The 15,736-nt window shown below is 65.8% G+C and carries 13 protein-coding genes; 7 read left to right on the top strand and 6 right to left on the bottom strand.

Annotation, left to right across the window (positions count from 1 at the left end; genetic code table 11):
- Position 1: 1 nt before the first annotated feature.
- Entirely contained in the window at positions 2–1,315 is a 1,314-nt protein-coding gene (locus tag IQ16_RS37900) for a UDP-glucose dehydrogenase family protein (protein ID WP_145832056.1), read from the top strand.
- Positions 1,316–1,446: 131 nt separating this feature from the next.
- Complete coding sequence (locus tag IQ16_RS37895) at positions 1,447–2,337, top strand: aldose 1-epimerase family protein (protein ID WP_026312372.1); 891 nt, start codon at positions 1,447–1,449, stop codon at positions 2,335–2,337.
- A gap of 13 nt (positions 2,338–2,350) precedes the next feature.
- Here the strand turns inward: IQ16_RS37895 and IQ16_RS37890 are convergent, their stop codons facing one another.
- The 3 genes from IQ16_RS37890 to IQ16_RS37880 all read right to left on the bottom strand — a co-directional run bounded on the left by IQ16_RS37890 (position 2,351) and on the right by IQ16_RS37880 (position 5,452).
- Entirely contained in the window at positions 2,351–3,199 is an 849-nt protein-coding gene (locus IQ16_RS37890) for an MBL fold metallo-hydrolase (protein ID WP_018645336.1), read from the bottom strand.
- Between the two features lie 5 nt (positions 3,200–3,204).
- Entirely contained in the window at positions 3,205–4,203 is a 999-nt protein-coding gene (locus IQ16_RS37885; protein WP_018645335.1) for a Bug family tripartite tricarboxylate transporter substrate binding protein, read from the bottom strand.
- A 91-nt stretch (positions 4,204–4,294) separates the two neighbouring features.
- On the bottom strand, positions 4,295–5,452 hold the full coding sequence (locus IQ16_RS37880; protein WP_145832055.1) for an acyltransferase family protein: 1,158 nt from the start codon (positions 5,450–5,452) through the stop codon (positions 4,295–4,297).
- Between the two features lie 297 nt (positions 5,453–5,749).
- Here IQ16_RS37880 and IQ16_RS37875 point away from each other — a divergent pair, with 297 nt between their 5' ends.
- Positions 5,750–6,565 carry a response regulator transcription factor gene (locus IQ16_RS37875; protein WP_026312371.1) on the top strand — a complete coding sequence of 272 codons (816 nt, stop codon included), beginning with the start codon at positions 5,750–5,752 and terminating at the stop codon, positions 6,563–6,565.
- A gap of 3 nt (positions 6,566–6,568) precedes the next feature.
- On the opposite strand, the gene IQ16_RS37870 is transcribed toward IQ16_RS37875, so the two are convergent.
- Positions 6,569–7,702, bottom strand: coding sequence for an alpha/beta hydrolase family protein (locus IQ16_RS37870; RefSeq protein ID WP_018645333.1), 1,134 nt, complete (start codon positions 7,700–7,702; stop codon positions 6,569–6,571).
- 230 nt (positions 7,703–7,932) lie between these two features.
- On the opposite strand from IQ16_RS37870, the gene pgm reads away from it, so the two are divergent.
- The 4 genes from pgm to IQ16_RS37850 all read left to right on the top strand — a co-directional run bounded on the left by pgm (position 7,933) and on the right by IQ16_RS37850 (position 12,718).
- Entirely contained in the window at positions 7,933–9,579 is a 1,647-nt protein-coding gene (gene pgm / locus IQ16_RS37865; RefSeq protein ID WP_018645332.1) for a phosphoglucomutase (alpha-D-glucose-1,6-bisphosphate-dependent), read from the top strand.
- Positions 9,580–9,909: 330 nt separating this feature from the next.
- Positions 9,910–10,959 (top strand): aromatic ring-hydroxylating dioxygenase subunit alpha, encoded by a 1,050-nt coding sequence (locus IQ16_RS37860; protein ID WP_018645331.1) that lies wholly within the window; start codon positions 9,910–9,912, stop codon positions 10,957–10,959.
- A 6-nt stretch (positions 10,960–10,965) separates the two neighbouring features.
- Entirely contained in the window at positions 10,966–11,727 is a 762-nt protein-coding gene (locus IQ16_RS37855) for a GntR family transcriptional regulator (protein WP_018645330.1), read from the top strand.
- A 10-nt stretch (positions 11,728–11,737) separates the two neighbouring features.
- On the top strand, positions 11,738–12,718 hold the full coding sequence (locus IQ16_RS37850; RefSeq protein WP_018645329.1) for a PDR/VanB family oxidoreductase: 981 nt from the start codon (positions 11,738–11,740) through the stop codon (positions 12,716–12,718).
- Between the two features lie 66 nt (positions 12,719–12,784).
- On the opposite strand, the gene IQ16_RS37845 is transcribed toward IQ16_RS37850, so the two are convergent.
- Both IQ16_RS37845 and IQ16_RS37840 read right to left on the bottom strand, forming a co-directional pair.
- Entirely contained in the window at positions 12,785–13,546 is a 762-nt protein-coding gene (locus IQ16_RS37845; protein WP_244636012.1) for a cupin domain-containing protein, read from the bottom strand.
- A gap of 168 nt (positions 13,547–13,714) precedes the next feature.
- The gene (locus IQ16_RS37840) at positions 13,715–15,676 is read right to left on the bottom strand and encodes a putative bifunctional diguanylate cyclase/phosphodiesterase (protein WP_018645327.1); all 1,962 of its coding nucleotides are present in this window, start codon (positions 15,674–15,676) and stop codon (positions 13,715–13,717) included.
- Between the last annotated feature and the right edge of the window lie 60 nt (positions 15,677–15,736).

The raw sequence follows: 15,736 nt of genomic DNA, 5'->3' as shown, positions 1-15,736 counted from the left end.
CATGCGAATCGCGATGATCGGAACGGGCTATGTGGGACTGGTGTCCGGAGCCTGCTTTGCGGATTTCGGTCACGACGTCACCTGCGTCGACAAGGACGAGAAGAAGATTGCGGCCCTGCACCGCGGCGAGATTCCGATCTACGAGCCCGGTCTCGACGAGCTGGTCGCAGCGAATGTGAAGGCGAAGCGGCTCGACTTCACCACTGACCTGTCCAAGCCGGTCGCCGATGCGGACGCCGTGTTCATCGCGGTCGGCACGCCGTCGCGCCGCGGCGACGGTCACGCCGACCTGTCCTACGTCTACGCCGCCGCGAAAGAGATCGCGCAGTCGCTTCAAGGCTTCACCGTGGTCGTGACCAAGTCGACCGTGCCTGTCGGCACCGGCGACGAGGTCGAGCGCATCATCCGCGAGACCAATCCAAAGGCGGACGTCGTCGTCGCCTCCAACCCCGAATTCCTGCGCGAGGGCGCGGCGATCCGCGACTTCAAATTCCCCGATCGCGTCGTCGTCGGCACCTCGGACGAGCGCGGCCGCAAGGTGATGGGCGACATCTATCGCCCGCTGTCGCTGAACCAGGCGCCGCTGATGTTCACCGCGCGCCGCACCGCCGAGATGATCAAATACGCCGCCAACGCCTTCCTCGCGACCAAGATCACCTTCATCAACGAGATCGCGGACCTCTCGGAGAAGGTCGGCGCCAACGTGCAGGAGGTCGCGCGCGGCATTGGCCTCGACAACCGCATCGGCACCAAGTTCCTGCATGCCGGCCCCGGCTTCGGCGGCTCGTGCTTCCCGAAGGACACCAAGGCGCTGATCAAGATCGCGCAGGACTATGACGTATCCTTGCGCATCGTCGAGTCCGTGCTGGCGGTCAACGAGAACCGCAAGCGCGCGATGGCGCGGAAAGTAAGCCAGGCGCTCGGCGGCTCCTTGCGCGGCAAGACCATCGCCGTGCTCGGCCTCACCTTCAAGCCCGACACCGACGACATGCGCGATGCGCCGTCGATCCCGCTGGTCACCGGCCTGATCGACATGGGCGCGAAGGTGAAGGCGTTTGATCCCGTCGGCATGGAGCAGGCGAAGGGTGAGCTGCCCAACATCACCTATTGCGAGGACGCCTATTCCTGCGCGCAAGGCGCCGATGCTCTCGTCATCGTGACCGAGTGGGTGCAGTTCCGCGCGCTCGATCTCGACCGGCTGAAGGCAACCATGGCGCAGCCCGTCGTGGTCGATCTCCGCAACATCTACCGCCCCGAAGAGATGGCGGCCGCCGGCTTTACCTACGAGAGCGTCGGGCGCTCGTCGCAGGCTTAAGCGAGCCGTTTGAAGTTCGAGCTTCGCCCGCCTCGTCCTGGGGCGGGCGAAATCGTCTCTGGTGCGATATGATCCAGTCGCATCAGGCTGCGCTTTGGCCCGTCAGCCTCGCTGCCGCCATGGAGATTGTCATGACCGACGACACGCACACGATCCGCAGCGGCGGCCTCACCGCGACCGTCAAGGCGCAGGGCGCCGAAATGTGCTCGCTGAGGAACGACGCCGGTGTTGAATTCGTCTGGCAGGCCGAACCGGCCTGGCCGCGCCACGCGCCGCTGCTCTTTCCGATCGTCGGCCGTCTCGCCAATGACGAACTGCGGCACAAGGGCAAGACGTACCGGATGACACAGCACGGCTTTGCGCGCGACAGCCGCTTCCACTGGGCGGAGCGCGGCGAAAACCGCTGCGTGCTGGTGCTCGAAGACAATGAGACGACGCGCGCGCTGTATCCGTTCGCGTTCCGCCTGACCGCCATCTACACGATCGACGAGACCGGTCTCGACCTCTCGCTCACGATTGCCAACACCGGTGAGGAGACGTTGCCGGCCTCACTCGGCGGCCATCCCGCCTTCAACTGGCCGCTTCAGCCCGGTCTGCCCAAGGAAAGCTACACGCTCACCTTCGCGAACGCGGAGTCGTCTCCGATCCGTCGTCTCGACGGCGGCCTGCTGCGTGCGGCGGTGGAGGCAACCCCCGTCAAAGACACGGTGCTGCCCCTGTCCGAATCCCTGTTCGTCGACGACGCCATCATCTTCGACCGGATCGAGAGCAACGCGGTCCGCTTTGCCGCAGGCGCGAGCACATCGACCGGGCCCTGGCTCAAGATGTCCTGGCAGGGTTTTCGCGAGCTCGGTGTCTGGTCGAAACCGTCGGGTGCGCGGTTCCTCTGCATTGAGCCCTGGCGCGGCCATGCCAGTCCCGCCGGCTTCGACGGCGAGTTCAGCGACAAACCCGGCCTGATGCATATCGCGCCTGGCGCGGAAGAGCGCTTGTCGTTCCGGATCGAGGTGGCATCGTCCTGAGATCGGCGGTCCCTTAGACCTCGATCCGCGTCAGGTCCTCGCCGATCACGACCGGCCCCGAATAGTCCTTCTGCACATCCGCGAGCAGCGCCTTCAGCATGGCATCGTCGGTGCGGGGCCGGTGATGGGTCAGCGCGAGCTTCTTCACGCCGGCCTTGGCCGCGACCTTGCCGACCGTATCGCCACAGGCGAGCGTGTATTTCGCCAGCCGGCGGAAGTGTTCGTTGTTGATCTCGGGCGTTGCGAGAAAGCAGACCTGGACGAGCAGGTCGGCGCCCTCAGCCAGCCGCTCGAGACCGGGGCAGGGGACCGTGTCGCCGGAGATCGCAATGACCTTGCCCTCCGCCTCGAAGCGGTAGCCGAGACACATCCAGCGCGCCAGGAACGCCGGCGACATGTCGAGGCCGTCGCCATGCGAGACGAGCTCGGCGCTGATCTTCCAGCGGCCGGTGTCGAGGACGGGACCGGGAATGATGTCCGTCGCGACGACCGGCTTCCAGCCGCCGAAGGTCGGCTCGCCCTGATCGCGCCAGGCAATGTCCTTGTCGTAGACCTGCGTGACCAGCGTGTTGACGAGACGTTCGGTGTCCGGCGGCCCATAGATGCGCAGATCGTCCTTGCGCCCATGCATCCATGAATTCAGCATCACATCGTAGAGGTCGCCGATGTGGTCGAAGTGGTGATGGGTGAGAAAGACCGTGTTGATGGCGCCGAGCGGCACGCCGGCCTTGTGGAGCTGCACCATCACGCCGCGGCCGGCGTCGAACAGGATATTCTCGTCGCCGAGCCTGATCAGCGTGGTCGTCGCCATCCGGCGCGGGTCCGGGCGCGGGCCGCCGGTGCCGAGCAATATGACTTCCATTTCGCCTACTCCAGCGTGAAGCCGGTCGACTTTATCACGCTGCCCCAGCGGTCGTAATCGGCCTTGATGATGCGGGCGAACTCGGCGCGCGTATCGGCGACGACGCCGACGTCGAGCGCGGACAGCAACTGTTGCACGGCGGGATCGGCCAGCGCGGTGCGCAGATTGCCGTTGAGCTTGTCCAGGATCGGCTCGGGGGTCTTGCCTGTCGCGAACAATCCATACCAGAAATCCGCCGCCTCGATGGCGCCGAGGCCGAGCTTGAGCTCGGCGAAAGTCGGCACGTCAGGCAGGCGCGGCGAGCGGTTTGCGCCGGTGATTGCAAGCAGCCGGATCGTGCCGGCCTTGTACTGCTCCATCAGGCTCGCGGTGGTGTCGAACGCCGCCTGGATCGTGCCGCCGAGCAGATCCGTGATGGCCGGCGCCGAGCCGCGATAGGGCACGTGGGCCATCTCGGTGCCGGCGGCCTGGTTCAGCATCACGCCGAGGAAGTGGGAGGGGGTGCCTGCACCGAGCGAGCCGAAATTCACCCGCTCCTTGTTGGCGCGCGCGTACGTGAGGAAGTCCGCAAGATTGGCGGTCGGAAGCTTGGTGTTGACGGCGAGCGCGAATTGAAACGTGCAGAACCTGCTGATGGGCGCGAGATCGACCAGCGGATCGAACGGCAGCGACTTGAAGATGAACGGATAGAACGCGGTCGCGACGATCGGCGCAGACAACAGCGTCGAGCCATCAGGCTCGGACCGGACCACCGCCTCGGCGGCGATGCGGCCCGCAGCGCCCGGCTTGTTCTCGACGATGGCGGCTGTGCCGGTCTGCGCGCGCAGTCTGTCGGCAATGATGCGGCTCATCGCATCAAGTCCGCCTCCCGCGGGAAAGCCGACGACGATTTTGGTGGTCCTCTCCGAGGTCTGTGCGCGGGCGCGGGTGGCAAGCGCGGCGGCGGCTCCGCCGACGGTCCCAAGAATTGCGCGCCGCGTTGCGCGTCGTGTGCTGATGCTCATTGTGCCCTGAGAAACCGCATTGTTTCGGGGCGCACAGTAGATTCGAAGCCGGCGGCGAGGCAAGCCGCATCGGCGAGTTGGAGCGGGGCGCTCAGCGCATGCCGGTCGCCGTGGCCGCGATGTTGGGGCCGATGGCTGGCCGGCTTGACGCCGGGGAGGTCAGACGATGCGCGAGATCCTGCGCGCGCCGTTCGACCAGTTGCCAGGTCGCGCGCGCGACGAGGTAGCTGAGCGCGGCGGTGACGGCATAGGCGATGAGCAGCGAGACCAACCCGTCCGCGAGCGGCCAGACCTGGCGCAGGCCGTAGATCACCGCGAAGTGCGACAAGTACATCGAATAGGAATTGCGGCCGAGCGCCTCGATCGGCGACCAGCGGATCGTCAGGCGAATGCAGCCGGCAACCAGCGCGCCCAGCACGAGGTTGATCATCAGATAGTTGAACTCATGTGAAACGGTGGCGCGATCGGCGATGAAGGACAGCGCGATGAAGAGGGCGAAGATCGCGGCATCCGATTTGGCAAAGCCGTCGCGCAGCGCGAAGAACAGCGCGCAGCCGACGAGGAAGACCGGAAGCTGGTTCAGGAAGCTGATATGCAGCGCGTTCCAGACGAAGGCTTCGTTGCCCGCCCCGTAATAGGCGGAGAACAGCGCAAAGGCGTACGGCTTGAACAGGCAGACATTGACGAGATGCAGCACGATCGCCAGCCCGAGATAGAGGTGGCGGCGCGCGCCGAACGCGATGATCAGGAACGGGAAGAGGAGATAAAACGTCATCTCTGCGGCGATCGACCAGTCGCCCGGCACGACGCTGTTGACGCTGTCCGGCCAGAAGCCGTGCAGGAACGTTGCGGTCAGGATCACCTGGAGCGGCCCGATGCCATTGGGCGCGTTAGTGCTCGGGCCCGTGCCGTTGACGGCGAGATAGAGCGGGATCGCGAGCCAGAACAGCGGCGCGATGCGCAAGAAGCGGCGGATGTAGAACTTGCGCGTCGGGTTCGCCTCCGTGCGCTGCGTCCACATCAGGCACATCGTCATGGCGCTGACGAAGTAGAACACGTTGACGCCGGTCCAGCCGCACATGAAGGCGAAGTCGACGGCACGGATGTTCGATGGAAAAGATTGGGAAACGTGGATCGCCATCACGCCGACGATGGCAAGACCGCGCAGGAAGTCGAGGCTGTGCGAACGGCCGAAGGGCGCTGCGGCTTTCTCGGTTCGACCGGCAACCGGCCGGGGCTGCCCCTGCATCACGCCTGCTCCTTCGGTTTTCCATCTGCAGGCGGGACCATAGAGGCCCGGCCGGCTTTCCCGAAGCCGAAGGCTTTCTTTACGTTAACCGGCGGTTGAATCCGCAAGCGGATGTACGGGATTGGCGATGTCGAGCTGGCACCGCGGGCGCCGGCGCGAGCCCTGTCGGCATAATGATGCATCGGATGAGAAGTGTGGGGCAATTCATACTTAATACGCCAACACTGTGACCAATATTGTTTGGGCTGCACAACACGCCTAATATTCGGCAGGCAATTTCGGGGGCTCGAACCAGCTGTGAATGTACGTTCACAAGACAATGCGTTGCGCGACGGCGTGACTTTTCAGGCCGGGGCGCCCGCACACAGGACATCCAACATCGTGGCTGATTCCGCACGTCAGGACTTGCGTCCCGCAGGCCGTGAGCGGCTGATCGTGGTCGAAGACGATCCGGTAACGCGGACCATGCTGGTCGGCTATTTCAACGACAACAATTTCGACGTGGTCGGCGCCGGCTCCGTTGCGGAGTGCCGCCAGGCGCTGCGCTCGCGCACCGATCTCGTCTTCCTCGACGTGCAGCTGCCCGACGGCGACGGCTTCGAGCTCGCCAAGGAGATCCAGGCGACCAGCAATGCGGGCATCATCTTCGTGACCCGCCGCGACACCGATGTGGATCGCATCCTCGGCCTCGAGATCGCGGGCGATCATTACGTCACCAAGCCGATCAATTTGCGCGACCTGCTCGCGCGTGCGCGCAGCGTGCTGCGGCGGCGCTCGATCGACCGCAAGGCGGCGCGCAACCACAATTCGATCGCCTTCGGCGACTGGATCATCGATCTGACGCGGCGCGAGCTGCTCGGCGCGGACGGCAAGCCCGTGGCGCTGACGCGCGCCGAATTCGACCTGCTCGCCGCGCTCGTCGGCGCCGACGGCCGGCCGCTCAGCCGCGACTATCTGATCGAGGTCGTCAGCAACCGCCAGGCCGAGGTCGACATCCGCACCGTCGATGCGCTGGTGGCGCGGCTGCGCCGCAAGCTCGTCGGCAGCGGCACGCCCGTCATCGCGACCGTCACCGGCGTCGGCTACAAGCTCGCGCTCAGCGAACGGCCCTAGCCGCTATCGCGCGCGGGCGCTCTGGTCCGTCGATGTCTTCTGCGCAGGCCCGGCCAGCCGGTCGTCGACCGCATAGAGCGTGCAGGTCGGCGACCATTTCAGGCAGGCGGCGAGCGAATCGCGCTGGGCCTCGTCAACGGTCGTGCGCCCGGAACGCCAGCCATAGCCGCCGTTCGGCGACACCGCGAACGCCTTGTGCGGCAGCGTGCTGGCGAGATAGCGTGCGAACTCGGCGCGCGCGGCCTCGTTGAGCTGGCCCGGCGGCGGCAGCGGATCAGGCGGGCTCAGCATGTCGTGGTTCAGCCCGCGCTCGCGCAGGAACGTGTCCACATAGGGCGTCCATTGCGGGCGGCCGGCCACGGAATAGAGATAGTGTCCATCGTCGCCGTAGGCCGGCGCTGCGACGAATTTTGCGGTGCCGCCGTTGCCGCGAAACCCGTCATAGAGCCGGCGCGCGAGATCGGGACCGAAGAAATTGTCGTTGGTCGCATAGACCCACAGCATCGGCACGCGCGAGGTCTTGCCGAAGGTGGCGAAGGCCTGCACCAGCCCATCCTCGTTGCAGACGTCGTCGTCGTCGCGTGAGCCGCGGCCGCCGGCGAAGCTGATCGCGGCGGCGAGGCCGCTTGGTGCTTGCGCCGTCAGCGCGACGGTGGCGAGCCCGCCGGCGGAATGGCCGGCCGCGATCATGCCCGATGTGGTGACATCGGTCCGCCTCGCCATCGCGTCGATCGCCGCGCGCAAATCGGCGACCGCAACCGCCGCTGCCGGCAAATAGGCGGCATTGGCGCAGCCGCCGACGCTGTCGACGCGGCCGCCGGGCGAGGTGCCGTAGCCGCGCCGCATCACGATCAGCGCGGCAAAGCCGCGCCGGGCATATTCCAGCGCGATGCCGTAATATTTGTGCGCCGACATCGTCGCGCGATCTTCGAATTTGCGCGGCGAGCCGTGGCTGAGCAGCGCCAGCGGATAGCGCTTCGCCCCCGCGGGGCGGACCAGGAACGCCTCCAGCCCCTGCGGTGCCGCCTCCGCCATCGGGATGCGCAGATCCTCGGTGTAGAACTCGGCGGCACGCGCCGGCATGCCGGCCATGACAAGGCCGGCGATCAGCAGGATCAGCTTGCGCGAAGGGATCATGGGACGATTCGGAAGGCGGCGATGGCGGCGAGCATAGCACGATCCCGTAGCCCGGATGAGCGAAGCGACATCCGGGACGGCTGGTCCCGCATGTCGCTTCGCTCATGCGGGCTACTGCACCTTCGCCGACCTCCCACGGAACGCCTTCCCCCTCGCGCGTGTTGTGCATTTGGCGGCGGCCCGGCCGATGCTATGGTGTCCCGCACTCACGACAAGACGAGGATCATTCAGTGGCTGATGTTCATCCCGCGGCGGGCAAGCAGGTCTCGCCGGACGCGCTCACCAACATTCCAAGGCTGGTGACGGCCTATTTCGCGGGCAAGCCCGATGTTGCGGATCCGGCGCAGCGGGTGGCGTTCGGCACCTCCGGCCACCGCGGCACCTCGTTCAAGAACACTTTCAATGAGGGTCACATCCTTGCGACCACGCAGGCGATTTGTGACTACCGCAAGGAGAAGGGGCTGACCGGCCCGCTCTTCATCGGCATCGACACCCATGCGCTGGCCGAGCCGGCGCTGGTCAGCGCCGTCGAGGTGTTCGCCGCCAACGGCGTCGACATCATGATCGACAAGGACGGCGGCTACACGCCGACGCCCGTGATCTCGCACGCGATCCTGACCTACAACAAGGGCCGCAGCAGCGGCCTTGCCGACGGTGTCGTCATCACGCCCTCGCACAACCCGCCCGAGGACGGCGGCTACAAATACAATCCGCCGCATGGCGGCCCGGCCGACACCGACGTGACCGGCGTGGTCGAGAAGCGCGCCAACGCCTATCTCGCCGACGGCCTCAAGGGCGTGAAGCGCATCGACTACGCCAGGGCGCGCAAGGCCGCGAACGTCCATCCTTACGACTTCATCACGCCCTACGTCGCCGATCTCGGCAATGTCGTCGATCTCGACCTCGTCAAATCCGCCGGCATCAAGATCGGCATCGATCCGCTCGGCGGCGCCGCCGTGCATTACTGGCATCCGATCATCGACCGCTACGGCCTCAACGCAGCGGTCGTGAACGAGGCGATCGACCCGACCTTCCGCTTCATGACCGCGGACTGGGACGGCAAGATCCGCATGGACTGCTCCTCGCCTTACGCGATGGCGAGCCTGATCGGGATGCGCGACCGTTTCGACGTCGCCTTTGCCAACGACACCGACGCCGACCGCCACGGCATCGTCACGCGGACCGGCGGCCTGATGAATCCGAACCATTATCTGGCGACCGCGATCTCCTATCTGTTCGCGCACCGCCCAAACTGGGGTAAGGATGCCGCGATCGGCAAGACCGTGGTGTCGAGCTCGATCATCGACCGCGTCGCCAAGAAGCTCGGCCGCAAGCTGGTGGAGACGCCGGTCGGCTTCAAATGGTTCGTCGACGGCCTCGTCAGCGGCGGCTTCGGCTTCGGCGGCGAGGAGAGTGCAGGGGCCTCGTTCCTGCGCCGCGACGGCACGGTGTGGACCACCGACAAGGACGGCATCATCCTCGGCCTGCTCGCCGCCGAGATCATGGCCAAGACCGGCCGCGATCCCAGCCAGCTGTTTGGCGATCTCACCGCCGAGCTCGGCGTGCCGCACTATGCACGCATCGACGTTGCCGCCACGACACCGCAGAAGAACATCCTCAAATCCGTCACCCCCGAGCAGCTCGGCCTTAGGGATCTCGCCGGCGATCCGGTTCGCGCGACGCTGAGCAAGGCGCCGGGCAACGGCCAGCCGTTCGGCGGCATCAAGGTCGAAACCGATTTCGGCTGGTTCGCCGCGCGGCCGTCGGGGACCGAGGACGTCTACAAGATCTATGCAGAAAGCTTCCGCAGCACCGAACACCTGAAGCGGATTCAGGAAGAGGCTCAGGCCGGCTTGGCGAAGGTGTTCGCGGCGTAGCTGACGCGGGCGCCTCTTACCCTCCCCTGGAGGGGGAGGGTCGGCGCGAAGCGCCGGGGTGGGGTGATCTCTCCACACGGGCAGTATTCGATGAGGATAGACCTTCACCCCACCCCGCTCGCGCTACGCGCGATCGACCCTCCCCCTCCAGGGGAGGGTAAGAGAGCGCCGCATGCGGTCGTTCGCACCTTCGCGGAGAGCAGGTAGTCGTTTCAAATGTATACATACAGATCCTTAAAGGTATCCAGATAAGCAATTTTTGGCCTTGAACGTTTCTATCTCTCCGTTATTGTATACATAACGCATACATAAGCCCGTGGGAGATCGCCCGTGACAAAACCCTTCCCCATGAATGCCTGGTACGCCGCCGCCTGGGACGCGGATGTGAAGCCGGCGCTGCTGCCGCGGACGATCTGCGGCAAGCACATCGTGATGTACCGCAAGGCCGACGGCTCGGTGGCCGCGCTGGAGGATGCCTGCTGGCATCGCCTGGTGCCGCTGTCCAAGGGCCGGCTCGAAGGCGACACCGTCGTCTGCGGCTATCACGGCCTGAAGTACAATGCGCAGGGCCGCTGCACCTTCATGCCCTCGCAGGAGACCATCAACCCATCGGCCTGCGTGCGCGCCTATCCCGTGGTCGAGCGCCATCGCTACATCTGGCTCTGGATGGGCGATCCTGCGCTGGCCGATCCCGCGCTCGTGCCCGACATGCACTGGAATCACGATCCGGCCTGGGCCGGCGACGGCAAGACCATCCACGTCAATTGCGACTACCGCCTCGTGCTCGACAATCTCATGGACCTCACCCACGAGACTTTTGTGCACGGCTCCTCCATCGGTAACGATGCGGTCGCCGAGGCGCCGTTCGACGTCACCCATGGCGAGAAGACGGTGACGGTGACGCGCTGGATGCGCGGCATCGAGGCGCCGCCGTTCTGGGCCAAGCAGCTCGGCAAGTCCGGCCTCGTCGACCGCTGGCAGATCATCCGCTTCGAGGCGCCATGCACCATCGCCATCGACGTCGGCGTGGCGCCGACAGGCACCGGCGCGCCGGAAGGCGACCGCTCGCAGGGCGTCAACGGTTTTGTGCTCAACACCATCACGCCGGAGACCGAGAAGACCTGCCATTACTTCTGGTCCTTCGTCCGCAACTACCAGATCGGCGAGCAGCGCATCACCACCGAGATCCGTGAGGGCGTCTCCGGCATCTTCCGCGAGGACGAGCTGATCCTCGAGGCGCAGCAGCGCGCCATGGACGAGAACCCCGATCGCGTGTTCTACAATCTCAACATCGACGCCGGTGCGATGTGGACGCGCAAGCTGATCGACAGGATGGTGGCGAAGGAAAATCCGCCGCGGCACCTCCAGGCTGCGGAGTAGGGACAAATGAAAGCAGCGCCCGAGCGTGAGGTTGACCGCTCCATCTCGCAGACCGTGAAGGCGCAGCTCGCGCTGCGCGATCAGATCCTGTCGGGCTCCTTGCGCCCCGGCGAGCGCATCTCCGAGCTGCAGGCGGTGGAGACCACAGGCGCCTCGCGCACGCCGGTGCGCATGGCCTTGGTGCGGCTGGAGGAAGAAGGCCTTCTGGAGGGGATCCCCTCCGGCGGTTTCATGGTGAAGGCGTTTTCGGAGCGCGACATCTCCGATTCCATCGAGCTGCGCGGCACGCTGGAGGGCCTCGCCGCACGCTTCGCCGCGGAGCGCGGCGTCTCCGCGCGCGAGCTCGAGCCGCTGAAGGAATGCCTTGCCGCGATCGACGAACTGCTGAGCCAGGTGCCGATCTCGATCGAAGCCTTCTCGTCCTATGTCACGCTGAACGCCCGCTTCCATGCGGTGCTCACGGAATTGTCGCGCAGCCCGCCGCTGATCCGGCAGATCGACCGCGCCTCGGCACTGCCGTTCGCGTCGCCAAGCGGCTTCGTGATGGCGCAGTCGGCGCTCCCCGAGGCGCAGCAGATCCTGATCATCGGGCAGGAGCATCATCGCGTCGTGATCGATGCGATCGAGAACCGCGAAGGCGCGCGCGCCGAAGCCATCATGCGCGAGCATGCGCGGCTTGCGGTGCGCAACTTGAGGCTCGCGCTGCGCAACCGGACCCATCTCGACCTCCTGCCGGCGCTCGCGCTGATCAAGACCGCAACCGACTGAGGCAGTCACCATGCGCTTCATCGAAACCTGGACCCCGGCGACGATCGTCTCGACGCGCGATCTCGCCCCCGGCATCCGCGAATTCCTGATCCGCCCCGATCAGTTCGACGGCGCGGCCTATCCGGTCGGCAGCCACATCAATGTCAGCGTGACCATCGACGGCCTGCCGGAGACGCGGTCCTATTCGCTGGTCGGCGAGGCTTCGTCGCAGGGCCTTCGAATCGCGGTGCGTCGCACTGATGATTCCCGCGGCGGCTCGCGCTACATGTGGTCCTTGCAGGCGGGTGCGCGGCTCGACATCACCCAGCCCGCCTCGCTGCTCGCGGTGGACTGGGCGCGTGAAAACTATTGCCTGATCGCCGGCGGCATCGGCATCACCCCGATCGTCGGTGCCGCGCAGGCGCTGGCCCGGCGCGGGGCAAACGTCACCCTGCACTATGCCGTGCGCTCACGCGGCGAGGCCGCCTATCTCGACGATCTCGCCGCGATGCTCGGCGAGCGCCTGGTCGTCCATGCCAGCGATGAAGGCCGGCGGCTCGATCTCGACGCGCTGTTTGCTTCACTTCCGCAAGGCGCGCTGGCGCTGTTCTGCGGCCCGATGCGGATGCTCGATGCGGCGCGTCACGCCTGGATCGGCGCCGGCCTTCCGCTGCCCGATCTCCGCTACGAGACCTTCGGCTCCAGCGGCACGCTGCCGACCGAAACGTTTCGCGTGAGATTGAAGGGCTCGAACGTCGAGCTCGAGATCCCGCGCGAACGCTCGATGCTGGACGTGCTCAACGCCAGCGGCCACGACGTCATGTACGATTGCAAGCGCGGCGAATGCGGCCTCTGCGCCATCGACGTCGTCGAGGTCGACGGCGAGATCGACCATCGCGACGTCTTCTTCAGCGATCACCAGAAACAGAGCAACCAGAAGATCTGCGCCTGCGTCTCCCGCGCGCGCGGCACCATCACGGTGGACACGTTGCTGCGGGCCGACGCGGTCTGAGCAATTCGTCGCGCCGCTCTGCCTGGAGCCGAGCCCCGGGCACCGCGGTTTCCCGACTCTCCTCCGTCAGGCGCGCTTCCCGCCGACCGAGATGAACGCCATGAGACAGGGTTCGGGTAACGGGTTGCGCCAGCGATGGCGCGTTCCGTTCTGCACGATGCAGTCGCCCTGGTGCAAATGGACTTTCTGTCCGTCGTCCAGCTCCAGCGTCATCTCGCCGCGAACCACGACCCCGTAGTCGATGGTGTCCGATGTGTGCATCCCTGGAGCGGCGCGGTCAAAATGATCTCCCATGGCAGGGATCTTTTCCGACATTTCTCTGAGCCCGCTCTCGAAGGTGACACCAGGCGGCGGCTTCCAGCCTTCGGGGCGCTTCGGCGGATAGGAGATGAGACGAAACATCGTGCCCCCGGGGCCCGGGAAGGCTTTCGTTCCCTTCAACATCGGATCCGGCTCGCGGCCGGTGAGTTCCGGCACGCCCTCGGTCATATACAGTTCGTAGAAAGTCAGTCCGGGATTTGCATCGATCTCGACCACCTTCGGCGTCACGTCGAAAGACGTCAGGACCGACTTGCCGGCCTCATCGCGGCCGGTCAGCGCACGTTTTGGCGGCGGCAAATCACTCGAATCTCTTGCTTCGGCCGGGTGTGATATTCCGGTCAGCGCACTGCCGGTCGCGAGGACCGACAGCGCCTGCAGCAAGTGTCGCCGATCCCTGCCTTCGGGCTGTTCGGAAGAGGACTCGGTCCTGTCCGAAGCAGGCTCCGTGTTACCCGGCGATTTTTTCTTGTGCCGTTGCCACAAGCGCCGAAGGAAGCTGCTCATCATGCGGTCTCCCCTGCTTGCCCGCCGACAACCTGCCTTTACGCGTTCAATCTAGGCGCGTAGACCTCGCAGTGCTATTCGGCTTTGGTCGAGGATGGATGCGCGTCAATGACGAGCGGGCGCTGCGGGTTTCGCGTCCCGCCCGCAGGCTGATGGTTGTGAGCAGCGTGTCTACGCCGCGTAGATCGCCCGGTACTTCTTCGTATTCAGCAGCGCCAGTACGTTATCGGCCGATACCGGCCGGCTGATCAGATAGCCCTGCACCTCGTCGCAAGCGATCTGGCGCAGATATTCGAGCTGGTCGGCGGTCTCGACGCCTTCGGCGACCACGGCGATGTTGAGGTCGCGCGCCAGCGAGATCACAGACTTCACGATCGCGGCGCAGTCCGGCTGCATCAGCATGTCGCGGATGAAGGACTGGTCGATCTTGATGCGGCTGAACGGCAGCTTGCGCAGGTAAGTCAGCGATGAGAAGCCGGTGCCGAAATCGTCGAGCGCCACGGTGACGCCGAGTTGCAGCAGCGCGTTGAGGATCGAGGCGGCCGAGCCGTATTTCGACAGCAGCATCGATTCCGTGATCTCGATCTCGAACCGGTTGGGCGAGACTTTCGCATCGGCGAGAGCCTGCACGATGGTCTGGAGGATGGCCGTGTTGTGAAACTGTGCCGCGGAGAAATTCACGGCGACCCTGATGTCCTCGGGCCAGTCCGAAAGCGTCGCGCAGGCGCGCCGGATCACCCATTCGCCGATCTCATGGATCAGCCCGGTCTCCTCGGCGATGGCGATGAACTCGCTCGGCGGCACGAGGCCCCGCGAGGGATGCTGCCAGCGCAGCAGCGCCTCGAAGCCGGTGATCCGGTTGCTCCCGAGATCGAGGAACGGCTGAAACACCAGGAACAGCTCGTTGCGCGCGATGGCACCCTCGAGGTCCGACTGCAGCGCCTTGCGGTCGCGGGACAGCCTGTCGTCGGCCTGTTCGAAGAAGCACACCGTGCCCGGTCCCGCCTTCTTGGCGCGATAGAGCGCAGCGTCCGCGTTCTTCATGAGGTCGAGCGCCATGTTGCCGTCGCGAGGGGCCAGCACGATGCCGACGCTGGTCGCGCCGACGATCTGGCGGCCCTCGATCTGGAACGGCTCGTCGAAGGCCGCAACGAAGCGCTCGGCGATCTCGAGTGCATCCTCGGGCCGCGCCAGATTGGCCATCACCAGCGCGAACTCGTCGCCGCCGATGCGCGCCACGTGCTCGGCGGCGCGGGTACAGCGCTGCAGCCGGCTTGCGGCCTGCACCAGGAATTCGTCGCCGGCGGGATGGCCGAACTTGTCGTTGACCTCCTTGAAGCGATCGAGATCGAGCAGCAGCACTGCGAACTCCTCGCCCGACAGCGCGAGGCGCTTCAGCGCGGCATCGAGCGTCTCGTTGAAGGCGAAGCGGTTGGGCAGCTGCGTCAGCGGGTCCTGTCGCACCGTGCGCTCGGCCTCGATCTGCCGCATCACGCGCCGCGCGAACGAGAACGAATTGACGAACACGCCGCGCAGCAGCACGCTGCCATAGACCACGACGAGGAAGGCGATCAGCAGGAAGGCGAGGTCGCCGTTCCTGCCGAGGCAGATGGCGATGCCGACGAAGATCGGGGCCGTGAAGGCGATGGCCGCGATCGGGATCGTGGCGAAGGCAAGCGCACCGCCGGCCAGCATTCCCGAGCACAGGCAGGTGATGACGAGCTGGCCGCCGGTCGAGGCATTGGCGAAGAAGGCGACCGGGACGATGCCCCAGGCCGCCCCGAGCAGAAAGGCATTGCGCACCAGCCGATGCATGGCGCGCTGCGAGACGAAGTGCGGCTTGGTGATGCGCCGTGCGCCGTGGGATTGCAGGCCGAATGCGATCGCGGCAGTGGCGACCGTGCCCGCCCAGATCAGGGCGAACGTCCGGTCCGGCGAGGCCCACAGCGCGATGGCCAGCACCATGGCGTTGCAGGCATTGGCAAGCATGATGCCGACCGAATAGCCGAGCACCAGCGACATCTGTTCGGCGCGGATGTGGCCCGCCACGGCCTCGTCCGTTGCGGGACCGCCGAACGCCGACAGATCGCCGGCGAACAGCCGCGCGAAATAGCTGGTCAGTTGAGTCCGCATTCCAGAGCCTAGCAGCAGGGCCGTTTGTCCGGCTCGATCCGAAGAATTCTCCGCAAACCT

The sequence above is a fragment of the Bradyrhizobium huanghuaihaiense genome (assembly GCF_007830635.1).
In the GTDB taxonomy this organism is placed as follows: Bacteria; Pseudomonadota; Alphaproteobacteria; order Rhizobiales; family Xanthobacteraceae; genus Bradyrhizobium; species Bradyrhizobium huanghuaihaiense.
Note: the sequence above shows the minus strand (reverse complement) of the source record. Positions and strands in the feature narration are given on the sequence as shown.